General features: G+C 57.2%; 22 protein-coding genes and 4 tRNA genes. All 26 read right to left on the bottom strand.

The window, feature by feature from the left end:
* Positions 1-178: 178 nt before the first annotated feature.
* The 26 genes from glmM to D3H35_RS02565 all read right to left on the bottom strand — a co-directional run bounded on the left by glmM (position 179) and on the right by D3H35_RS02565 (position 22,729).
* A complete protein-coding gene (glmM, locus tag D3H35_RS02685; RefSeq protein WP_119147654.1) occupies positions 179-1,519 on the bottom strand; it encodes a phosphoglucosamine mutase in 1,341 nt (446 codons plus the stop codon).
* A 38-nt stretch (positions 1,520-1,557) separates the two neighbouring features.
* Positions 1,558-2,916 carry a CdaR family protein gene (locus D3H35_RS02680; protein ID WP_147355714.1) on the bottom strand — a complete coding sequence of 453 codons (1,359 nt, stop codon included), beginning with the start codon at positions 2,914-2,916 and terminating at the stop codon, positions 1,558-1,560.
* A complete protein-coding gene (cdaA, locus tag D3H35_RS02675; RefSeq protein ID WP_119147652.1) occupies positions 2,909-3,748 on the bottom strand; it encodes a diadenylate cyclase CdaA in 840 nt (279 codons plus the stop codon). Before cdaA ends, D3H35_RS02680 begins: the two co-directional genes overlap by 8 nt.
* Before the next feature lie 160 nt (positions 3,749-3,908).
* On the bottom strand, positions 3,909-4,523 hold the full coding sequence (locus tag D3H35_RS02670; protein ID WP_119147651.1) for a zf-HC2 domain-containing protein: 615 nt from the start codon (positions 4,521-4,523) through the stop codon (positions 3,909-3,911).
* A gap of 104 nt (positions 4,524-4,627) precedes the next feature.
* Positions 4,628-5,194, bottom strand: a complete 567-nt coding sequence (sigW, locus tag D3H35_RS02665; RefSeq protein ID WP_119147650.1) for an RNA polymerase sigma factor SigW — start codon at positions 5,192-5,194, stop codon at positions 4,628-4,630.
* 9 nt (positions 5,195-5,203) lie between these two features.
* Positions 5,204-6,151 (bottom strand): EamA family transporter, encoded by a 948-nt coding sequence (locus D3H35_RS02660; protein ID WP_119147649.1) that lies wholly within the window; start codon positions 6,149-6,151, stop codon positions 5,204-5,206.
* Positions 6,152-6,239: 88 nt separating this feature from the next.
* Positions 6,240-9,038: a phosphoenolpyruvate carboxylase gene (gene ppc / locus D3H35_RS02655; RefSeq protein WP_119147648.1), complete on the bottom strand. Its 2,799-nt coding sequence runs from the start codon at positions 9,036-9,038 to the stop codon at positions 6,240-6,242.
* Positions 9,039-9,223: 185 nt separating this feature from the next.
* Positions 9,224-10,681 (bottom strand): glycosyltransferase family 39 protein, encoded by a 1,458-nt coding sequence (locus D3H35_RS02650; RefSeq protein ID WP_158593908.1) that lies wholly within the window; start codon positions 10,679-10,681, stop codon positions 9,224-9,226.
* Between the two features lie 74 nt (positions 10,682-10,755).
* Positions 10,756-10,829: transfer RNA gene (locus tag D3H35_RS02645), tRNA-Gly, on the bottom strand.
* A gap of 7 nt (positions 10,830-10,836) precedes the next feature.
* A tRNA-Pro gene (locus D3H35_RS02640) sits at positions 10,837-10,913 on the bottom strand.
* A gap of 20 nt (positions 10,914-10,933) precedes the next feature.
* Positions 10,934-11,010 (bottom strand) — tRNA-Arg (locus D3H35_RS02635).
* A 3-nt stretch (positions 11,011-11,013) separates the two neighbouring features.
* Positions 11,014-11,088 (bottom strand) — tRNA-Gly (locus D3H35_RS02630).
* Between the two features lie 199 nt (positions 11,089-11,287).
* On the bottom strand, positions 11,288-12,676 hold the full coding sequence (locus D3H35_RS02625) for an LLM class flavin-dependent oxidoreductase (protein WP_119147646.1): 1,389 nt from the start codon (positions 12,674-12,676) through the stop codon (positions 11,288-11,290).
* Between the two features lie 46 nt (positions 12,677-12,722).
* Positions 12,723-13,022: a YciI family protein gene (locus D3H35_RS02620; protein ID WP_119147645.1), complete on the bottom strand. Its 300-nt coding sequence runs from the start codon at positions 13,020-13,022 to the stop codon at positions 12,723-12,725.
* The gene (locus D3H35_RS33965) at positions 13,015-13,737 is read right to left on the bottom strand and encodes an LLM class flavin-dependent oxidoreductase (protein WP_325049990.1); all 723 of its coding nucleotides are present in this window, start codon (positions 13,735-13,737) and stop codon (positions 13,015-13,017) included. The genes D3H35_RS02620 and D3H35_RS33965 overlap by 8 nt, the downstream gene beginning before the upstream one ends.
* Positions 13,665-14,402, bottom strand: coding sequence for an NtaA/DmoA family FMN-dependent monooxygenase (locus tag D3H35_RS33960; protein ID WP_325049989.1), 738 nt, complete (start codon positions 14,400-14,402; stop codon positions 13,665-13,667). Before D3H35_RS33960 ends, D3H35_RS33965 begins: the two co-directional genes overlap by 73 nt.
* Positions 14,399-15,790 (bottom strand): LLM class flavin-dependent oxidoreductase, encoded by a 1,392-nt coding sequence (locus tag D3H35_RS02610; protein WP_119147644.1) that lies wholly within the window; start codon positions 15,788-15,790, stop codon positions 14,399-14,401. Before D3H35_RS02610 ends, D3H35_RS33960 begins: the two co-directional genes overlap by 4 nt.
* A gap of 16 nt (positions 15,791-15,806) precedes the next feature.
* Entirely contained in the window at positions 15,807-16,661 is an 855-nt protein-coding gene (locus D3H35_RS02605) for an ABC transporter permease (protein WP_119147643.1), read from the bottom strand.
* Between the two features lie 29 nt (positions 16,662-16,690).
* Positions 16,691-17,530, bottom strand: a complete 840-nt coding sequence (locus D3H35_RS02600; protein WP_119147642.1) for an ABC transporter ATP-binding protein — start codon at positions 17,528-17,530, stop codon at positions 16,691-16,693.
* 132 nt (positions 17,531-17,662) lie between these two features.
* Positions 17,663-18,148, bottom strand: coding sequence for a VOC family protein (locus tag D3H35_RS02595; RefSeq protein WP_119147641.1), 486 nt, complete (start codon positions 18,146-18,148; stop codon positions 17,663-17,665).
* A 1-nt stretch (position 18,149) separates the two neighbouring features.
* Entirely contained in the window at positions 18,150-19,430 is a 1,281-nt protein-coding gene (locus D3H35_RS02590; RefSeq protein WP_233567727.1) for an LLM class flavin-dependent oxidoreductase, read from the bottom strand.
* Between the two features lie 106 nt (positions 19,431-19,536).
* Positions 19,537-19,839, bottom strand: coding sequence for a YciI family protein (locus D3H35_RS02585; protein WP_119147639.1), 303 nt, complete (start codon positions 19,837-19,839; stop codon positions 19,537-19,539).
* Between the two features lie 10 nt (positions 19,840-19,849).
* Entirely contained in the window at positions 19,850-20,947 is a 1,098-nt protein-coding gene (locus D3H35_RS02580) for an ABC transporter substrate-binding protein (protein WP_119147638.1), read from the bottom strand.
* A 566-nt stretch (positions 20,948-21,513) separates the two neighbouring features.
* The gene (locus D3H35_RS02575) at positions 21,514-21,804 is read right to left on the bottom strand and encodes an acyl-CoA dehydrogenase family protein (protein ID WP_233567726.1); all 291 of its coding nucleotides are present in this window, start codon (positions 21,802-21,804) and stop codon (positions 21,514-21,516) included.
* Positions 21,693-22,334 (bottom strand): acyl-CoA dehydrogenase family protein, encoded by a 642-nt coding sequence (locus tag D3H35_RS31925; protein WP_233567714.1) that lies wholly within the window; start codon positions 22,332-22,334, stop codon positions 21,693-21,695. The genes D3H35_RS02575 and D3H35_RS31925 overlap by 112 nt, the downstream gene beginning before the upstream one ends.
* Positions 22,268-22,729, bottom strand: coding sequence for an acyl-CoA dehydrogenase family protein (locus tag D3H35_RS02565; protein ID WP_119147635.1), 462 nt, complete (start codon positions 22,727-22,729; stop codon positions 22,268-22,270). Before D3H35_RS02565 ends, D3H35_RS31925 begins: the two co-directional genes overlap by 67 nt.
* Between the last annotated feature and the right edge of the window lies 1 nt (position 22,730).

Raw genomic sequence — 22,730 nt, 5'->3', positions numbered from 1 at the left:
CAAATTAAAGGTATGTTTTACAGTTCAAAATCGAGCCTCTCCGCGCTGCTCTTTACAGCGATAAGGAACAAACCTCGCATACCGGCAGCTTAAACCAATCCTCAAATAGGTATTAACGCCAAGATATATATAAAAGCCGCCCCACAAAAGGGCGGCTCTCCAGTAATCTGCGCAACAATTAGGCCAATTCCTTGCGAACGACGTCCACGATCGCAGCGACATGCCGCTCGATCTCTTCCCGTTCCGGCCCTTCGGCCATTACGCGAATCAACGCTTCCGTGCCGGACGGACGCACGAGCACGCGGCCATTGTCGCCGAGCTCCGCCTCCGCGGAAGCGACGGCGGCCAGAATCGCTTCGTTGCCCGGATAACGCGACTTATCCGCCACCCGCACATTAACGAGCACCTGCGGATATTTGCGCATCATTCCCTTGAGCTCGCCCAGCTTACGTCCGGAACCGATCAACGTATCGACAAGCTGCAATCCCGTCAGAATACCGTCGCCAGTCGTGTTGTAATCGAGGAAAATAACGTGACCGGACTGCTCGCCCCCCAGGTTATATCCTTCTCTCACCATTTCTTCCATGACGTAACGGTCACCTACGGCCGTCTTCGCCGTCTTCAGCCCCAATGTCTCCGTCGCCTTGAAGAAGCCGATGTTCGCCATGACCGTCGTCACGACGGTATCGCGCTTCAGGCGTCCGTCCCGCTTCATCGCATCGCCGCAAATACAAAGCAAATAATCGCCGTCGACCTCTTCGCCGTTCTCGTCGATGGCAATCAGCCGATCCGCATCCCCATCGAACGCAAGCCCGAGATCCGCGCCAAGCTCCTTCACCTTCGCCGCCAGCAGCTCCGGATGCGTCGATCCGACGCCGTCGTTAATGTTAAGGCCGTCAGGCTCCGCGCCTAATGTGATAACTTCCGCGCCCAATGCGCGGAACACGACCGGACCCAGCTCGTAAGCGGCTCCATGAGCGCAATCGAGCACGATCTTCACCCCGGCGAACGAATGCTTCACCGTGCTTCTCAGAAACTCAACGTACCGCTGCTTAGCTCCCAAATCCTCGGATACGCGCCCAATACCGCCGCCTACAGGCCGCGGCAGCTCATCGGTCTCGGCGTCCATCAGACGCTCGATTTCCGCTTCCGTCTCATCCAGCAGCTTGAAGCCGTCGCCGCCGAAAAACTTAATGCCATTATCTGCAACCGGATTATGCGATGCCGAGATCATAACCCCCGCATCGGCTCCGAGCTCTCTCGTCAAGTAAGCGACCGCAGGCGTAGATACGACGCCCAGTCTAACAACGTCCGCGCCGATCGACAGCAAGCCGGCGATCAGCGAGCTCTCCAGCATCGGTCCAGACACCCTCGTGTCCAGTCCGATAACCACCTTGGGGCGTTCCGCCCGTCCCGCCAGCACAACGCCGCCGCACCGGCCGATCCGATAAGCCAGTTCAGGCGTCAACTCCGTATTCGCAACTCCGCGTACACCGTCCGTACCAAAATATTTTCCCATTCTAGCTGCTCGGCTCCTTCATCGTTGGCTTACTTTCGTTAGACTCCCGGCGAATCGGATGACTGCGGCGACGAGGACGGCGAAGGAGACGGACTCGAAGTCCCTTCGCCATCCTCTCCGGCAGCTTCACCGCCGGTCGTCACATCCGGCTCTCCCGGAGCCGTCGCCGGCACGTCGCCGGCAATCTCGACCGTTATCGTCTTCGTACCTCCCGCTTGCTCGATAAATCGCGGCAAGTAAACCGTCAGATCGACCGTATGCGTACCCGGACCTTTGCCGGTCAGCTCCGCCTTCACTTGCACATCGCCAGGCTGCAGCCGATCCAGCACGGAAGGCGCGCCCTTAACGCTAATATCCGCCTTGCCCGTCGACGGGTCCGTAATCGTCGCGATCAAGCCCTCGCCCAAGCCGTTAAGCTTGATCGGCAGCCCTTCAAGCGACCGGGTCGCCGACAGCACCACTTCAATGCTGATGACTGTCTCATTCGGCGAAATTTGCGTAATAGGCGGATCAAGCTTCAGCGGCACAGTCACCTTGCCGGATTGCGTCAGCTCGGCCAGCTGAACATCCGCTTCCACAAAGTCGATCTTATCGAGCGCCTCCTGCGGTCCATACACCGTCACTAGCTCGATGTCCGGCTTGAACGTAGCGATGCTAAGTCCAGCCGGCATGGCGCCCTGCAGCTTGAACTGCAGCGGAACCTGCTTGAACGGATTCGTGATCGGAACCTCCACCTCGACTACCGTCGGGTCGATAATGGCCCCTTCGATGATATTTCCTTCGCTGTCGTACGCAGCCAGCTTCACCGACTTGCTCTTGATCGTCTCCGTCTCCCCCTTGATCGGGATGGAAGCGCCAACTCTCTCCACTTTAGCCAGTGTATTCTTCGGAAGAGTAACGTGAACCCGATTCGAAGGCTTGATGACCGGCGTTCCGGCTTTGTAACCCTGTTCCGGCTCGCCGATCGTCGTGATGCTGACCTCGAACTCCTTCGTCTCCAGCGCTTCAACCGTCACCGTTACGGTGCTCGGCGTTATTTGAACCAATTGGATGCCTTTGGGCAGATCGAATTGCAGGTTGAGCGTCATCGTCCCTTCGCCCACCGTCCTCATATCGGCCTGTATCTTGTAATCGTCCGTAGACGCGGCGTACAGATCGCTTTTCGTGCCGCGCACGGTCAGCTTCACCTTCTGCGGATCGAGCCCCAGCAGGACGTAATTCCGTTCATCCAGCCCGTACGGCTGAATTTTCACCCCGTCTATGACTCGATTCTCATACAAGGACGCGACGTTGTTAGGTGTCGATGCCGGATCGAAATGGACGACGGCGAACATAATGATTCCGATGGCAAGCGCCACCAGCTTCAGAACCGTCGGACGGCTTAGCCACTTATCCACGGCGGCCACCTGCCTTCCGCCGCAGGAGCGACCTCCAGCTCCACTCCGCCACCTTCGCTTTGAGTTGCGGACGCAGCTCGTCGAACAGCTTGGAAATGAGAGATTCTTCTTTAATATCGCGAACGATTTGCCCGTTGATGGCGAGCGTCACCTGTCCCGTCTCTTCCGAGACGACGACCGAGATCGCATCGCACACCTCGCTGATTCCGATCGCCGCCCGGTGCCGCGTTCCGAGCTCCTTGCTGATGAACGGATTTTCCGACAGGGGAAGATAACAGCCCGCCGCCATAATTTCGTTGGCGCGGATAATGACGGCGCCGTCATGCAGCGGGGTGTTCGGAATAAACACGTTGATGAGCAGCTCGGAGGTTAGATTGGACGTCATCTTAATGCCGGATTCGATATAATCGTTCAAGCCCGTGTTCCGTTCAAAAACGATTAACGCACCTATTTTTCTCTGCGACATATAATTAACGGCCTTCATGATTTCGCCGATTTGGTGACTCACATCCTGCTCTTCGGGAGAGGAACGGGTGAACAGCTTGCCCCTCCCCAGCTGCTCAAGCGCCCTTCGCAGCTCCGGCTGAAAGATGATAAGCACCGTTACGACTCCGAAAGTGAACACCTGATTCATCAGCCACTTGAGCGTATACAAGTTAAGCCACGTGCTGAGAGCCCATGTCAGGACAAGAAGAAAAATCCCCCGAATCAGCTGAACCGCCTTGGTTCCCCGTACGAGAAGAATCATTCGATAAATGAGATAGCTAACGATAAGAATGTCTGCTATGTCTTTGATGGAGGTCGTCCAAGTCAGCCCGGAAAAATAATTCAAAAGGTGCCCCCCGATCCCGGCGCTTATTCATAGGCTCGAAACGTGTCGGATTTACGTATAGGATGAATCTACAATGATTTCTCTACTCCCCCGACGAAATCCTGTTGAACTTACAAAAAAAACCTCCCGAAGTCCCGGGAGGCGCCCTGAAAATCCGTCGTTATTGTCCATATGCCAGAGTGCCGAACCATGAAGTGACTTTGTACCAAAGCCAATCCACCGCTCGATCGATCTCCTTCACTTGTCCGGCGATATGGGCGGTCGATGCGAGCGTGACGTTCCCGTCGATGACGGTCAAATCACCTTGCAAATCCCCAAGCACCCTCGCGGACCCGTTGACGATGGTCAAATCCCCGGTTACCTTCTGTCCTTCGGGTACCGTCACGGTATGTCCTTCGATTATAACATGCTCAAGGTCCGGTCCGCTAATGGACAGCTTCTGATCCTGATTCCACATAGCGACGAAACTCGACAGCATGACGACTAAGAACATGGCTGCGGCCGAAGCGGCCGGATGTCGGCGCACCCATTTCGTCCAGGTGGACGGACTGCGGCGGGATTTCGGCAGCGACTTCATAATTTGCTCCGCCATATTCGGCGGCGTTGCAGGAGCAGGCATCGCTCGCGCGAATGCGTCCACCCTCTCCAGCTGGCTAAGCCGGGTTTCGCAAGACGAGCAGTGAGCGAGATGCTTCTGCAGATCGTCCACCTGACCGCGAGGAAGATCCCCGTCCAAATATTCGTGTATATACGCGACGGCGACGTTGCACTTCATATCAGCCATCCCTTTCCTTATAGCGGAGCCCGAGGCGCCGCACGAGTTGCTTCTATACCATACGTTCGGAAGGCCGGACCGGTTTCACCCATTCTCGAATTGGGTTACAACTTATTCTCAAGCTTCTTCCGCAAAAATTCCCTGCCGCGATGAACCCGCGTCTTCACCGTCGTCACCGGCATGTCGAGCACGTCCGATATTTCCTGCAGCGACATGTCCTGAAGGTATCGCAATACCATGACGGACTTGTACTTCACCGGCAGCGTATCCATCGCCTCGCGAATGAGACGCTGCGTCTCGGACAGAATCAGCTCGCTCTCCGGCGTTCGGTCGTCGCTCGGAAGCATCGAGTAACCGTCAAGACCCTCATGATCGGACGATTCCGCGTCAAGAGAGTACACGGCCCTCCGCTTCCGCAGCCTGTCGATGCACAAATTCGTCGCGATCCGATAGATCCAGGTGGAGAACTTCTGATTCTGATCGTAGCGATCCAGGTTTTTGTACACCCTTAGGAAAGCTTCCTGGGTAACGTCCTCCGCCTCCTGGCGGTTTCCGACCATTCGGTAGGCGAGATGGTACAGCTTGTCTTTATATAAATCCACAATTTCCGCGAATGCGCGCTGATCGCCCTTAAGAGCGAGCTTCGCGAGCCGCGTTTCCAATGACTTCACCGACACTCCTCACCTTTCTCGCCGGTTTTGACGAACGCCCCAGCCTTGCGATGCGGCGATTCCCGCCAAAATCAGCCCAACCCCTATCCCCTGCAGCCAAGAGAACGATTCTCCGAGCACGATAGCCGACACGACGACGGCTACGGGCAGTTCAACGGCTCCAAGCATGGCCGCCAAGCTGCCTCCCAGCTTCGGAATACCGATATTGAAGCAAATCGTAGGCAGCGCCGATCCTAGCAGACCCAGCAACAGCCCCCATCCGAACACCGACAGGCTGTCGTTCCACTGGAATTCGGCGGGCGAACGAAGCGCTGCGACGAATACAAGCCCCGCCGTCATCATGATTGCAGACCCCTGGATCGGATCCTTCTTCGTCCGGATCATATTCGTCAAAAAGAAGAACAAGCTGTATGTTAGCGCCGACAGCAGCCCGTAAGCCACTCCTAAGCCGTCCAGCCGCGTCACTCCGTTCTCAAGCAAGCCGACGGCCAGCAGCGTTCCGAGCACGACGAACGCCGCCGCGACCCGCTCCTTCTTGGACGGAGCTTTGCGATAGCGAATGCTTTCTAGCAAGATCGTAATCCACGTAAATTGAAAAAGCAAGACAATCGCCATAGAAGCGTCCAAATGAGCCAACGCTTGATTATAAAAGACGGTCGTAAGAGACAACCCGCATATCCCGACGGCCGCCAGCTTCAACGTATCCTTCCATCCGGCCGAACCGCCCTTTTGCTCCTTCGAGCCCGCACGGTCTCGCCCTCGGAAGGCCGTCTTTCTCATGACGAGCGCCGCCAGCCATAGAATGGCCGAGCCGGATGCGATCTGGGCGAACGTCAGATCCTCCGTTACGGCGCCGCTCTCAAGCGCCAGCTTGAAGATTGGAGAGAGAAGTCCGTAGCTGGACGCTCCGAGCAGCACGAGAAGCGCCGCGCCTATCGCAGTCGATTTTTTGTTCATGGATGCCGAACCCGCTTTCTTGTAGACGCAACAACGAGGCCCGGGACTTAAGCCCGGGCCTCGTGAATGGTATAGGTTGGCCGGCGGATCAACCGGTATTCCGGAGACCGGCTGCGATTCCGTTAATGGTCAGAAGCACTTCCCTCAGAATGACGGCGTCGTCCTGATCGTCTGCGCGCAATTGACGCAGCTCGGTAAGAAGCTGAACTTGCATATAGCTCAGCGGATCGACGTAAGGGTTGCGAAGTCGAATCGATTCCTGAATGACCGGAACGTTATCGAGAATTTCTTCCTGCCCGGTAATGGCAAGAATCATTTCCTTCGTCCGCGCATACTCCTCTTCGATCTGCGTGAAGATGCGCGTCCGAATCGTATCGTCCTTGATCATCTCCGAATATTCCCGTGCGATCAGAAGATCGGCTTTGGCCAGCGCCATCTGCAGATTGTCGATGAGGGAGCTGAAGAACGAATACTCCTTGTACATCGTCCGAAGCGTCTCGAGACGCTCCTTATCGCCCGCGACGTAGCCGTGGAACGCCGTGCCGGCCGCGTACCAAGCTGGCAGCAGATAACGGCTCTGCGTCCACGAGAACACCCATGGAATGGCTCGCAGATCCTCGAACCGCTCGCTGTTTTTTCGCTTCGATGGACGGGAGCCGATGTTCAGCTCTCCGACTTCCGGCAACGGCGTCGATTCCTTGAAGAACGTCATGAAGTCGGGATCCCGGAAAATCAAATCCTGATACTTGGTCTGAGCCGTCTCGGAAATGACCGTCATAATTTCTTCCCAGCGAGCTTCCGAGCCGTTCTCTTCGGAAGGATGGCGGGCCAGATAGGCGGCATTCACGAGAGCGCCCGTCGCCTGCTCCAAGCTGCGGTAAGCGATCCCCTTGAGGGAGTAACGGGAGGACAGCACTTCGCCCTGCTCCGTAATCTTGATGCCCGCTCCGACCGTGTTCGGCGGCTGAGCCATGATGCTGCGGTTCAGCGGCATTCCTCCGCGGCCCAATGCGCCTCCGCGGCCGTGGAAAAACTTCAGCTTCACGTTGTATTCGTTAGCGGTCTCCGTCAGCTCCTTGAGCGCCAATCGCAGCTCCCAGTTCGCCGTAACCATCCCGCCGTCTTTGTTGCTGTCGGAATAACCGAGCATGATTTCGTGCATATTGCCCATCGCGGACAAGCATTCGCGATAGATCGGAAGCTCGAACAGCGTCTTCATGATGCCCGGCGCCGCATGAAGGTCGTCGATCGTCTCGAACAACGGAACCGCCTGCAGCGTGCTGAAGTACGCGCCGTTGTCGGAACGGCGGAACAAGCCCGCTTCCTTCGCGAACACGAGAACTTCAAGGAAATCGCTCGCGCTCTGCGTCATGCTGATCAGATAGCTCGTGATGCAGCCCTGTCCGAACTCCTTCTGGGCGCGATAGATCGTCTTGTAGACGTCAAGGCACTCTTTGGTGGTATCGGTCAGCTCGGCGGTTTCGTACAGAAGAGGACGAACGTCGCTGAGAAGGTGATGCAGCAGCTCAAGCTTCGCTTCCTCGGTCAGATCGGAATAGTTCTCGATCACTCCCGCTTTGGCCAGCACCTCGGTCATCGCGTTCTCATGCTCTTTGCTATGCTGGCGAACGTCGAGCGCCGCCAGATGGAAGCCGAACAGCTCCACTTGACGAATCAGCTTCTTCAACAGCGTGTCGGCCACATAGTCCGCATAATGATGGCGAAGACTGCGGTCGATGACGCCGAGGTCTGCCAGCAATTCGGACACTTCATGGTAACGCTGCTTCGTGCCCTTGAATTCTTCCTCGCGCATATTCGAGAGCTTCTGAAGCATATAGGTCATCTTGATCCGGTACGGTTCCTTCTCGTTCGTCCACGGATCGACGATGCGCAGCTCGATGTTCTCCCGATCCAGCTTGATGGACTCCGTCAATTCCGGCGAAATGTCGGCGATAGACGTGCTGAAGCTCATCTGGCGCATCAGCGACCGAATGTTCTGCTCGTATTTGTAGATGACCAGATTCCGTTGCATCGTAAGCGTCTGCCAGGTAATCGCCGCGGTTACGGACGGGTTGCCGTCGCGGTCTCCGCCGATCCACGAGCCGAAGCGCAAATACGTCGGAACGTGCCACGCTTCCTCCGGATAATGCTTCGTAAGGCACCGTTCCAATTCTTCATAAACCTCGGGAAGAACTTCGAACAACGTCTCATGGAAAAAGTACATGCCGTTGCGCACTTCGTCGATAACCGTAGGCTTGCGGTCGCGAAGCTCATCCGTCTGCCATAGCGTGAGCACTTCGTTCAGAAGCTTGTCGCGAAGCTTCTCGCGCTCCCGATACGTCAGCGTCGGGTTGTCCAGCTCCATCATCTCGTCGGCTATCCGCTTGTGGATGTCCAGCACGGCGCGTCTTGTCGCTTCCGTAGGATGCGCCGTCATGACGAGCTCCAGAGAGATGTCGCCGATCATTCCGCGCAGTTCCTCAAGCGGAACGTTCTTTTCCTTCAGCGACTGAACGACGTTCTCGATCGATCCCGGCTGCACCGCTTCTCCGGCCGAACGCTCGTAATCCCGCTTGCGTCTGATCCGATGGTTCTGCTCGGCGATATTGACGAGTTGAAAATAAATAGCGAACGCGCGAATAACCCGGTGCCGGATTTCCGGCTCCATCGATTTGACGTTCTTGACGAATTCCGCATACAGCTCGGGAAGAAATTCCGCCCGCAGCGCCTTGCTCATCTCGCGTATTTTTTCTACTTGATCCAACAGTTCGCGTCCACCTTGATGCACCAGCACTTCCCCGAGGATGTTCCCGAGAAAACGCACGTCGCGGCGCAACAAATGATTGGACGAGGAACGTCCGGCAGTTGCCGTTGCCAATTCTGTCATCAATTTCACCCCAGACGAAATCAAAAAACTCTTCCTGTTATGATACTACAAATGAGAATGAAAAGCTTCAATTTCTTTCATTCGGCAAAGCATTGCCGCAGAAAGTCAATGGGTAAATAGGCAACGTCAGGAAAAAATCTTTTGAGAACAAATTTGTCGCCCGCCCCCAGCGGCGCCTTGTCGTTTTACATCGGAACCCCTTGATCCCGATCCGCGCGCGGAGACAGCCATAGCGTTATCCTCGAATAAGCGGCATATACGCCGTAGCTTTGCAAGAGAACCAGTATCGGTATCATATCCAGCCGATAACGTCCCTGAATCTCGATGAACAGATGGATCGCGGCATAGCCGAAGAGCAGAATGAGGAACAGCCGATGCCACTCATATTGCCGATCGCGAACGAGGGCAAGCAGGCCGATTGCTCCAAAAAAGCACATGGCTGCGTATACGGCTCTCTCCAGCTTGTTCACCCGCTCCGTTTGCTTCGGCATATTCAGCTTTTCCATGCTCCAAAAAGCCGAGGAATCCGGGCCGCCCCAGAAGGAAACGAACTTGCGGGCGAATAGCGAAGGCAGCGCGTCGACGTTCGACAGCCTTTCGATCACGACTCTCCGTTCCTCCCGGTTGCGCTCCTCGCCCAGCTTGAATTGCCGCATATGCTTGCCGTCCGCCGCGTTCCACACGCCGCCCGACTCCGTATTCAAGCCAACCACGAACTTCCAATAAGGCTCGCGATTGGCAAGAGGGTAAGCCGTCACCCCCGTCTGGATGAACGATTGGCTGACCGTCGCCTGGAGAAGATAGAAAACGACTACGATGCCGGCTGTCTTCGCAAGCAGCGGTCCCGAGCGTTTAAGAGACCACGGAAAAGCCCGAAACACCGTAACGAACACGAGCAATGCCGCTATATAGACTCCCCCGATCGGTCTCATGATATGGCCGATTGCGAACGACAAGCCGATAAGGAGCCAGCTATATTTTCCCGTCAGCCCTCTGTGAACGAGCAAAGCGCAGCCAAGCATGAAAAAGAACATCGAGACATGCTGGTTCGTCAATACCGAGCACATGACGATATTCGGTATGTAGAACGCATACGCTATCGCTGCGGCGCGGCCGCAAAACTCGTTGAACGCTTTTCCGGCCGTCCAATAAACAAGCGCAACCGTACCCGTGCTCCATAGAACGTTAATGACCTTAAGAAAGATAATCGGAGTGCCGAACAGCTTGACGATGAGCGCTTCATACATAGTAAAGCCCAATTGGTATGCCCAACTGGTGTAATAATCCGACGACGCGAACGAGAAGTCTCCCTTCGCCGCGGCCAATGCCGCATTGTGCATGAACAAAAAGTCGGACGAAGGAGGCGTATCGACGAGAAGCGCCCAGATGAGCCTTAAAGCCAAAGCAACTCCCGGTACAATAATAATGAATGCCTTTTTTCCCACCCTTCGGTTCATCGCCAAAGCGGAGACCGCCAACAGGGCGATAACCGCCGCAAGGAAAGCTCCCGAAGCGCTCGAGAAGGAATCGAATACGGTAAGCGAATGGACAAAGGCGCAAACAAAGGCAATCGAGAAAAAAACAAATCCGGCAATAACGAGCAAGCGAGAAGCGATGGGGCTGGCAATCTTTCCGAAATTCATCTTCATCCTCCGTATACTGAGCTGAGACAAACAAAAAACTCCTTGCGGCTGCAAGGAGTCTCGATTGTAAATAGTGGAGCGGGTGATGGGAATCGAACCCACGCTATTAGCTTGGAAGGCTAAAGTTCTACCATTGAACTACACCCGCGAAAAGATGGTCGGGACGACACGATTCGAACATGCGACCCCCTGGTCCCAAACCAGGTGCTCTACCAAGCTGAGCTACGTCCCGACAATGATATGTTGCACTAATGGCGCGCCCTGAGAGATTCGAACTCCCGGCCTTTTGATTCGTAGTCAAACGCTCTATCCAGCTGAGCTAAGGGCGCATATGGAGCGGAAAACGGGGCTCGAACCCGCGACCTTCTCGTTGGCAACGAGATGCTCTACCACTGAGCTATTTCCGCATGTGTCTTACTTGTCCTCGTCAGCCTCGTGAGCGCCGTGTCTCAAAAGCGACTTTTTTATATTATCAAGTTCGGCGAAAGAATGCAAGCTGTTTTTCGTATTTTTTTAATTGGATTTTTCTTGCAGAGGAAATCGGCTCTTCGAAAGGCCGCGTTTACGGGAACTCCGCATTCCCGAAAAGCGGCCTCGAAGGCCGGATTAGCTCGTCGGAGCGTTCGCGTTCAGCTCCGTTCTTGTCCCCGGATGTCCGGGCTTCAGTCTGTCCCCGTGACCGAACAGCTTGCCTCTTAGCGAACCCGCTTCGTATTCCGACTGAACTCTGCCTAGCCGCTGCAGCTCGGGAACGACCAAATCGGCGAAGTCGCGAACGCTTGCGGGACGAATCGCGTAAGCGACGTTGAACCCGTCGATGCCGGTCGCGTCCGCGAACGCGATCATCCGCTCGGCGATTTGCTCCGCGGAGCCGACCGCGACGTTCTCGATGCCGCCGAACGCATACAGCTTGGCCAGATCCGGCACCGTAAGAGGACGTTCGGCGGAAGCGCGGCTCAAGTAGTCGGCGATGTACTGGCTTCCGTTCCCTTTGCGCTCGATGAAGGCGAGCAGCTCGTCGCGGCCGAACGCCGAGAAATCGATCCCCGACCAGGACGAGAGCAGCGCGAGCGTCCCTTCCGTGCTCACTTGCTCCAAATACGACTCGAATTTTTCCCGTGCTTCTCTTTCGGTCGGGGCGACGACCGGCACGAACCTCGGGAAGAACAGAATGTCGGCCGGGTCGCGCCCCGCTTCCTTCGCCTTCGACCGGATATCGTCTACCAAGTATTTCGTTTCCTCCGGCGTCATGGCGTTCAAAAAGACGCATTCCGCGTGCTTTGCGGCGAACAGCCTTCCCCGCTGCGAGGAGCCGGCCTGGAAGAGCACCGGCGTCCGCTGGGGCGATGGCTCGGACAGATGAATGCCCGGCACCTTGAAGAACTCGCCCTCGTGTCCGATATCGTGAACTTTGGACGGGTCGGTGTAGACGCGCCGCTGCCGATCCCGAACGACCGCATCGTCCTCCCAGCTTCGTTCCCATAGCTTGTAGCACACCTCAAGAAATTCGTCGCCCCGATCGTAACGCCGGTCATGCTCCAGCTGCTCCCGCCATCCGAAATTTAACGCCGCGCTGTTCAAGTTCGACGTCACGATATTCCAGCCGATCCGTCCTCCGGTCAGATGGTCGAGCGTCGACATTTTGCGCGCCATGGCGTAGGGATGATCGTAGGTGATCGAGCTCGTCACGGCGAAGCCGAGATGCTCGGTGACGGCCGCCATTGCCGGAATGAGATAGAGCGGATCGTTGATCGGCAAGCTCATCCCTTCCCGGACCGCTGTATCCCGGCTATTGCCGTAAGTGCTGAAAGGGCCGAGCGCGTCCGCGAAAAAGATCGCGTCGAACCGCGCCTCTTCTAGCAACTGTGCGAGATCCGTCCAATAGTGCAATTCCTTGTACAGCTCCGGACGGCTGTCGGGATGACGCCACATGCCGATGTTGTCCACGGTCGGGCAGTTTTTCTCGATGAAGTTCAATCGTATCCGCTTGGGCATCCGCCTCGCATCCTCCTTGTACGCTTCGCTTAGTCCGGTCCGTACGTCAGTGACCGCTTAAGTCTCTTGCGGCGGACGGTCCCGCTCCCCATTTTGCCAGCCATTCGCGGATGATGTAGCTCCTTACGCCGTTCGCGACGAAGGGATCGCGCTCGACAAGCTCTTGAACGCTCTCGCGGGACTCCCCCCGATAGATAACGAGTCCGCCGGAGCCGTCCGCGAATCGGCCGTTAGCGAGCACGACGCCGCTCTCCCTCAGCCGATCCAGAAATTCGATGTGCGCCTTTAGATGCTTCTCCGCTTTGCTCGCATCCAGCACAGGCAATTCCACGATAAAATCAGCCATGCGCGTTCGCCTCCTTTTTGCTCGTATGGGCATGAAGCTGTCCCGGATGATCTTCCCGCAGGTGCGGCCCTTCGCCGAACAGCTTGTTGCGGTAAGTGCCTTCCGCGTATTCCTTCTGGGTCAAGCCCCGCTTCTGCAGCTCCGGCACGACGAGATCGACGAAGCTCTCGACCGTTCCCGGCTGAATAATGTGCCCGATGTTGAAGCCGTCCGCCCCCGTCTCTTCTATGAATGCCTCCATCGCGTCGGCGATCCGTTCGGGAGAGCCTATCGTCAGCGAGCTTGTGCCGAATGCAAAAAAATTCGCCAACTCGTCCACCGACCACTTCTTATTCGGATCCGTACGGCGAAGCGACTCGATCAAGCCGCGATTGTCCCGCTTCTCTACGAATTCAAGCAGCTTGTCGTCCCCGGCCGTCACAAAGTCGATCCCGGACCAAGCGCCGAGCAGCGCGAATATGCCTTCCGTGCTGGAATAGCGCAGAAAATCCTCGAACCGCGCCTCCGCTTCGGCTTGCGTGCGCCCGACGATCGGCGTCAGCTTCGGGAAGAACAGCACCTTGGACGGATCGCGCCCTTGGCGCTCCGCCCGCTCGCGGATATCCTGAATGATGAATTTCGTCGCTTGCGCCGTCGGCGTGTTCAGGAACACCGCCTCCGCGTGCTTCGCCGCGAATTCCCGCCCTCGCGTCGAATTGCCCGCCTGGAACAGCACCGGCGTCCGCTGCGGGAAGGCTCGCTCAAGTGAATGCCCGGCACGGAGAAGTACTTCCCCTTATGCCCGATATCATGCACTTTGTTCGGATCCGTATAAACTCGGTTGTCGCGGTCCAGCACGACTGCGTCCTGCTCCCAGCTCGCTTCCCACAGCTTGTAAGCGACGTCCATGTATTCGTCGCCTCGGTCGTATCGCTCGTCGATCGCAATCTGACCTTCCAAGCCGAAGTTCTTGGCTGCGCTGTCCAAATTCGAGGTCACGATATTCCACCCGATGCGTCCCCGCGTCAGGTGATCCAGCGTCGACAGCTTTCGGGCCAGCGCGTAAGGATGCTCGTACGTCGTCGAGAAGGTCGCCGCGAAGCCGAGGTTTTTCGTAACGGCCGCCATCGCCGGAATCAAGTAGCTCGGATCGTTCAGCGGCACTTGAATCGCCTGGCGGATAGCCGTATCCTTGTTGTTCTTATAGACGTCATAGACGCCGAGCATGTCCGCGAAGAAGATCGCGTCGAACTTGCCGCGCTCCAACGTCCTGGCAAGCTCCGTCCAATATTTCAAGCTCGTATATTCGTGCCCCCGATCCTCGGGATGCGCCCATAGACCGGGCGAAGCCGTCGGTCCGCTGATCGTAATCGCGTTCAAATAAATTCTTTTTTTGCTCATGTTGTCGCTTCAGCTCCTGTTCGGGTTTGTCTTCCGGGATGACTCTCGGGCAAGCGCGGGCCGTTGCCGAACAGCTTGTCGCGGAACGTTCCGGGCGCATATTCGGACTGGACGAGCCCCCGTCGCTGAAGCTCGGGAACGACCAGCTCGATGAATTCCGAGAATGTGTCATAGCGCAGAACGTAGGCAATATTGAAGCCGTCGACGCCCGTCTCCCGGACGAAAGCTTCCAGCCGGTCGGCGATTTGCTCCGGCGTTCCCGCCAACAGCGAGCCCGCGCCCCCGAACGCGAAATATTTGGCCAGCTCCTCTCGCGTCCATTCCGCTCCCGTATGATTACGGCTGAAAAAATCGGCGAGATAGCTGCTGCCGTTCCGCTCTTCGCCCTTCTTAATGAAGCCAAGCAGCTGATCCGCTCCGAACGTCGAAAAATCGATGCCCGTCCAAGCCGACAGCAGCGACAGCGAGCCTTCCGCGCTCGCCGCAGCCAAATAGCTGTCCAGCTTGCTCCTTGCTTCCTCTTCCGTTCTGCCGACAATCGGGTTGATCTTCGGAAAGAACAGCACCTCGTCCGGGTTCCGGCCTTCCGCAGCCGCTTTCGCCCGAATATCCTGCACGAGATAGCGGGTTTCCTCCGCGTTCATCGCGTTCAGGAAGACGCATTCCGCATGCCGCGCGGCGAACGCCCGCCCTCTCTCCGAGGAGCCCGCTTGGAACAGAACCGGCGTCCGCTGCGGGGACGGCTCGCACAGATGAATGCCCGGCACTCGGAAATAGCGCCCTTCATGCCCAATGTCATGCACTTTGGAAGGATCGGTATATACCCTTTCGCCGCGATCTTTGATGACGGCTCCGTCCTCCCAGCTTTCTTCCCACAGCTTATAGGCCACCTCTAGAAATTCGTCGCCTCTTTCATACCGCTTGTCGTGAGCGATTTGTCCGTCCAAGCCGAAGTTGCGCGCGGCGCTGTCCAGGTTCGAGGTCACGATGTTCCAGCCGACTCGGCCGTCTGTCAGATGATCCAAAGTGGACATTTTGCGCGCCAACGAATACGGGTGATCGTAAGTCAGCGAGCTTGTCACCGCGAAGCCCAGATGCTCCGTAACGACGGCCATCGCCGGAATGACGTAAGCCGGATCGTTCATCGGCACATACAGCCCTTCCCGCACGGCGGTATCCCGGCTGCCCTTGTAGACGTCATATACGCCCAGAATATCCGCAAAAAAAACCGCGTCGAACTTCCCTTTTTCGAGAAGCTCGGCCAGCGATACCCAATAATCGAGGTCCTTGTAACGGTCGGCGCTATTGCCCGATAGTTGCCACATGCCGGCGTTGTCCTGCAGCGGGCAGGCCATTTCGACGGCATTGAGCCGGATGCGTTTGCTCATGTTCATTTCTCCTTCGCTAGTTCTCCGTGCGCATCGCAGATTCGTGCCACGAGCTGAGCAGCCATTTGGAAATTTGGTTGACGATCAGAAAAAAGACGATTCCTAGCGCCGAAGCCGATAATCCGCAAGCGAACAAATAGGGAGTCTGCAGCCGGATCGCGGCCGAAGTAATCGCGAAGCCCAAGCCGCCGTTGCCGCCTCCGATGCCCGCCACGTACTCCCCGACGATAGAGCCGACGACCGACAATGACGCCGAAATTTTCAAACCGCCGACCATATAAGGAAGAGCCGCGGGAATGCGCAGCCGCCACATCGTCTGCCATTTTCCCGCATCGTACAAGTAGAAGAGATTGCGCAAGTTCTGGTCGGTCGAGTTCAAGCCGATCAGCGTATTGGACAGCATCGGGAAAAAACCGATCAGAAACGCGATAATGACGACCGCATTAAGCCCCGCGCCGAACCAGATGACGATGATCGGAGCAATCGCGACAATCGGAATCGTCTGCAAAATAATCGCATACGGATAGATGCTCTTCTCGATCAACCGGGATGTCGCAAGCAGGATGGCAAACGCCACCCCAATGACGATGCTGAGCAAAAAGCCAAGCAAAGATTCGTAAGCGGTCGTCCATACGGAGCTCAGCAGGTTGTCCGCGTTCTCCGCCGCCGCTGCCGCTATGTCCGTCGGCTTGGGCAGCAAATAAGCGGGAGTGCCTAGCAGCACGAGTCCGAATTGCCATATTGCCGCGAATACGACGAACGCCGCTAACGGCGGAAACAGGCTTCTCAACAAACGGCTCCCCGAGGCGCTCTTGCGGATCGTCGCCGATTCGGACCTTCCGTCGAGCCTGGCGGCTGCTTCATGTGCCATTTTCAACCTCCTCCTTTGCCATTCGGTTTTCAATGCGCGAGAACGGCTCCGACGCTCCGAACGAGCTCGCCGAATTCCGGCGTCGTCCGGAAGTCGTGCCCTCTCGGATAAGGAACGTCGACTTCGATCTCCTTGGCGATCCGACCGGGACGCACAGACATCACGGCGATTCTCGTCGATAGGAATACCGCCTCGAACACGTTATGGGTAACGAACAGAATCGTCATCCGAGGGTCCTTCTCTCGTATGGCGAGAAGCTCGTCCTGAAGAGACTGGCGCGTCATTTCGTCCAATGCCCCGAAAGGCTCGTCCATAAGCAGAAGCTTGGGATTCGAGATGAGCGCACGAGCGATGGATACGCGCATCTTCATCCCGCCGGAAAGCTGTCTTGGCAGCGCCTTCCGATAATCCTTCAAACCAACCAGCTCCAGCACGCGGTCGGCCCGCTCCAGCCTGTCGCGCTTCGCGGTGCCGGACAGCTTGAGCGGCAGCGTCACGTTGTCAAGGACGCTGCTCCAAGGCATCAGCGTCGCGTCTTGGAACACGTAAGACACGCCGCCCTCCCGCCTGGATTGTTCCGGCGTCCTGCCGAGAATATCGATCGTCCCTTCGCTCGGAGAGCCCAGTCCTGCAATCATGCGGAACAAAGTGGACTTCCCGCAGCCGGAAGGACCGACGAACGATACGATTTCCCCTTCCCGAATAGCGAGGTTGACGTTCCGCACGGCGACCGTTCCGTTTCCGTACGCTTTGCTGACGTTGCGCAGCGATAAGAGAGGGGCGACCTCCTTCTCCGCTTGCCGATTGCCTCCAATATCGGACAAGGCGGCGCCGGGATGCGTTTCTTTGCCAGTTGCGATCAAGCTCATACGATTCACCGTTCCTTTCTCGTTCGGCTGAATGAACCGAACGGCTGAAAAACCGGGCCGCCCCCGCTTCCGCGGCGGAAACGGCTCCGGCCTTTTGCAGCAATATTAGCAATTGACTAGCGACGTTAGCGGCTATCGCTCGCCAGAGCGGTCGACATTTAGTGCTGCCGTCGCATAGAACACTTCCCATTCGTTGCCGTCCGGATCGTACAGCAGAATCCGTTCCTCGCCCGACAAGCTGCGATCCGGGATCGGGTCAAGCCCCGCTTCCTTCAGGCGGCGCGCGGCCTCCCGAACCTCCTCCGCATTTCGAACCTGCAAACCAAGGTGGTTAAGCTCCCCCTTCTTTGGCTCCCGTGCGGGAGCCGGCTCGACTTGGAAGAGCCCCGTACTACTGGCTGTATCGACAGGCGCGGCTTGGACGAGCCCCGCATCATTATTGACTGTATCGACAGGTTTCGCTTGGATAAGCGCTACGTTAATGGCTGTGTCGACAGGCTCGAACTTGGCGAAAGCGTCGCTCTGCTTGTCCGGCTCCGATCCTAGCAGCCTTCGGTAGAAGGCCACCGACTTCCCAACATCCGCCACATTGAGCGCAAGATGAATGCGATAAACCATATCAGCTCCTCGCTCCTTCCGGAATAGCGGCAGCCTGCCTGCGGTTACCGCCCGGATGGCTGTCCGGCAAGCCGGGCCCTTGACCGAACAGCTTCTCTCGAAGCGTGCCCGGCGCGTATTCGGCTTGCACCCTTCCGCGACGGCGAAGCTCGGGTACGACCAACTCGACGAAATCCCGGATCGTGCCCGGCCGCGTCAGGTAAGAAATATTGAACCCGTCGACGCCCGTCTCTTCGACGAACCGCTCCATGGCGTCCGCGATCTTGGCCGGCGACCCGACGTGAAGCGAGCTGGTGCCGAATGCATAGAGGTTGGCAAGCTCCTCGACCGTCCACTTCTTCTCCGGACGTTCGTTGATATACTCGACAATCGAGCGGTTTCCGCTGTTCTGGGCGAACTTCAGCAGCTTTTCCGGACCGAATTGAGAGAAATCGATGCCCGACCAGCCTCCGAGCAACGCAAGCAAGCCCTCGGTACTTGAATAATTCAAATAGTCGCGATACTTGGCTTCCGCTTCCTCATCCGTCGGTGCCGTAATGACCGTCAGCTTCGGAAAGAACAAAATATGTTCCGGCTTTCTCCCGAGCTTCGCAGCCCGTCCGCGTATGTCTTCGACGATCGCGCGCGTCGCCTCCAGCGTCGGCGTGTTCAGGAAGATGCACTCCGCATGCTTCGCCGCGAAATCCCTTCCGCTCGACGAAGCCCCCGCTTGGAACAGCACCGGAGTCCGCTGCGGGGAAGGTTCGCTGAGATGGATGCCCGGAACCCGAAAATGTTTGCCTTCATGTCCGATGTCGCGCACTTTTGCGGGATCGGTATAGATGCGAGCTTCGGTATTCCGTACAACGGCGCCGTCGTCCCAGCTCTCCTCCCACAGCTTGTAGCATACCTCAAGGTATTCCTCTCCCCGGTCGTATCGCTCCTCCGCGCCAAGCTGAGCCTCCAATCCGAAGTTGCGGGCCGCGCTCGTCAGGAAGGAAGTTACGATATTCCAGCCGACCCGCCCCTGTGTCAGATGATCGAGCGTGGACAATTTTCGAGCCAGGGCGTAAGGATGCTCGTAGGTGGTGGAGCTTGTGACGGCAAAGCCGAGATGCTTCGTTACGGCCGCCATCGCCGGGAGCAAATAAGTCGGATCGTTGATCGGCGACTGGATCGCCTGCTCGAGCGACGTATTCCGGCTTCCCTTGTAAACGTCGTATTGACCGAGCACATCCGGCAGGAATATCGCGTCGAACCCTCCCGATTCAAGCAGCTGTGCAAGCTCCGTCCAATACGACAGCTCCTTGTAGCGATGTCCTTCGTCGTCCGGATGAGCCCACAGCCCCGCGTGTCGGTCGGAGTCGCTTTCTCGATAGCGTTAAGCCTTATAAGTTTCGTCTTGGCCGTCACTTCGTTCCCTCCTCGCGAGCGCCGACGCTGACATCGGGCGCAAGCTTCATATCCCATTCGTGGATTTCATAGCTGCGAATGCCGTTGCGGACGAACGGATCCTCTTCGACATAGAGCCGAACGTCTGCTTCCGACCCCGCCCGATACACCGCAACTCCTCCCCAGCCATCCGTTAACCGCCCATGAGCGAAAATAACGCCCTGCAAGCGCAGGCTCGACTGATATTCAAAATGCGCCTGTTGATATTGCGAGGCTCCAGCCGCGTCGATCGTTTGAAGAAACACGATGTAGTATCTCATCGCTCATCCCTTACGGCTTAGGCAAAAACTCGGTCGTGAACGCCTTCGTGACATCCTCGTCCTTTTTCAAAATACCGATGTCGTGAAGCTGCTTGTTAAGCTCTTCCCAACGCTCTTTCGTGAAGTAGCCTACGCCGTTCTGAGCGGCATCGTGGCCGTAGACGAAATCCTTCTGAGCTTCCGCTTCCTTGTTAAAGTCCTCGACTTTCGCTCCTTGGTTCACCTTGACGATCTCGGCATTAACCTCAGGAGCGTTGTCCTTGTAGTAATTCCAGCCTTTAACCGTAGCCTCCACGTACGCCTTCACGACGTCCGGGTGCTCCTTCGCATATTTTTCCGTTGTGAAAATGACCGTGTAGTACGGACGATAGCCCGAGTCAGCGACAAGCAGGTGGCCTGTCTCCACGCCTTGGCTTTCCAGGCTTGCGAGCGTATTGGTGACATAGCCTTGGGAGACGGCTTTCGGGTCGCTAATGAAATTCGCGTATTGGCCGTTGAACTGGAACTCCTGCACTTTGTCGAGCTTGTACGTATCCTTCAGATACTGCCAGTAGGTTGCCGCCAGTACCGCGTACACCTTGCGACCGTTCAGGTCGGAGAAATCCTTGATGTTGTCTTCCTTGTGGTAGAAGAGCGCAGACGGGCTGATTTGCAGCACCGCGCCGAGAGCGACGACCGGGATTCCTTGCTCTCTGGCAAGCAACAGCGCGTCCGCTCCGGCCAGTCCGAAGTCCGCCGAGCCCGATGCGACGATTTGCACCGCCGACACTTGAGGACCGCCGTTCTGCAAGGTCACGTCAAGGTTGGCGTCCTTGTAGAATCCGGTTTTCTGAGCCGCGAAAAAGCCTCCATGCGTCGGTTGGGCGAACCAGTCGAGCACCTGTGTCACTTTTGTCGTCTCGTTTGCCTTCGCGATTTGATCGCTTGTTGCGGATGAAGGCGAAGGAGAGGCTTCCGGCGACGGGCTTTCTGTCGAAGCCGGTGCGCTGTTCGACGGGGAAGCGGACGGAGACGGGCTCGCGTTCGAATTCGATTTATTGCCGCATGCCGCAGCGATCGATGCGAATGCTAGCAGGAGTATAAGGACGATGATCGGTTTTTTTGCCATTTTGTTTTCCTCGCTTTTCGGTGTTGGATTGAGTGTTGCAGAGCGTCTTCCTTGTCTTGATCGATTGGCTGGCCGAGCTTTCGACTTCGTTGTGCACCGATCCTCCCGCTCTTCGGATGTCTGGCAGCAAGCCGCGTCATTCCGGATCTTCGGAGCTATGCGGCAGACCTTTATACGTCCAGCGGGACACATGCCTTATTAGCCGATTTCTCGTTTCATGTTATTCGGATGAGAATAATCGGATTTAAGGTAAAAAGAAAAGATCTTCGTCCGTAAGGGTAACAAAAAAAGACCATACCCATCCGCTTACGCAGAACTGGCCAAAGGTCCTTAACCTTAGGGAGGCGTTCGCCGAAACCGTGCATGCGCTCGCCGATTACCCGTCGAAAAGCTGCGCCGAGCAGGCGCCCGATCGGGAATCCTTCTGATCTTACGACTATATTAGACGATGCAAGATTGAATTTCAATCCTCTTCGCAAAAATAATTTTAGTTTTCTTATTGGATTAATAAGAAATCCTCCAAAGTCGATAACCTTGGAAGGATTCGATAGATATAAATCCGCGAGCTAAAGCTCTACCAGCTGTAATCTGCCGACCGTTTCCCGGTGCTTGTCGACCGGGTCGTGCAGCGTCAGCGTACGCGCATTGCGGTAGTACATGTCGAAGTTGTTCTCGCGGGTGGCCGCTCTGGCGCCCATCGTCTGGAAAATGCCGCTTGTCACCTCTAGCGCGGTCTCCGTGGCAATTATTTTCGCATGGGAGGCGGCGGCTCGGACGGAAGGCAGCAGTTCGGGCGTTTCCTGGTACGCTTGCAACAGGCGGGCCGCATGCAGGACAAGCTGGCGGGACGCGGCCAGCTTGGCGGACATGTCCCGAGACGCAGCGCCAGTACCGGGTCTGCTCCTTCTGCGTCGGCGGACTGCCCAGCCGCGCGCTTGCCCGCCGCATAGCGGAGCGCTTCGCGATACGCGCCGTAAGCGATGCCGGTAAACTGGGCGGCGAAGTGAATATTGAACTGCGCAGCGAAAAACTCGCCGTGCGCCGCAAAGGCGCCCGGACGACCGATCAACTGCCTGTCCGGTATGAACACTTGACGGGCGGTAACGGTGCCGCTGCCGGTGCCTCGCTGGCCGATGCCGTCCCAATCGCCGTGCACCGTAATGCCCGGCGCATCCAACGCAACGACCGGCATCGCCATCGGAGCTTGCGGATTATCCGCTTCCTCCGTCGGAACGGAATGCCAGAATGCCCATTTCGCGCCCGGGGAGCCTGTCGCAAACCGTTTGTCGCCGTCCAGCAAATAGCCGCCATCCTGCCGCTTCAGCGTGCTGCGCAGTCGGGGGCCCGGGCCGTCGGGCCGATTCTCGCTGCCGAAGCTGCCGAACATCGCGCCTTCCCGTACCTCCGTGAAGAAAAAGTCTGTCTGAGCCTCGTCCCAAGCGCGTGAATATACTGAACGCCCGAATTGTGGAGCGCCAGCACCTGCGACGCCGAAGAGCACCAGGAGGCGATCTCCATCAGCACGAGCGGCAGCGCCAGCACGTCTCCGCGAAAGCCCGCGCCGAACCCGCCGGCTGCCTGCGGCACGGCCAGCGCGGTCAGCCCCGATCGCTTCAACGCCTCGATCGCCTCGCGCGGATAATCTCCGTCCCGGTCAACGCGCTTCGCCGCCGGGCCGATAACGCTGCGGCCCAGCTCGCGGACTTGCAGCAGCAAGCCGTGCTGCCATTCGGTCAGCTCCAGCCGCTCGACCTGCCGCCGCTGCTCCTCTGTCAGCAGCATC

Origin of the sequence: Cohnella faecalis, assembly GCF_003570905.1 — a bacterium.
Taxonomy (GTDB): Bacteria; Bacillota; Bacilli; order Paenibacillales; family Paenibacillaceae; genus Cohnella; species Cohnella faecalis.
The sequence above is the reverse complement of the archived record's forward strand: the minus strand, read 5'-3'. Positions and strand labels throughout refer to the sequence as shown.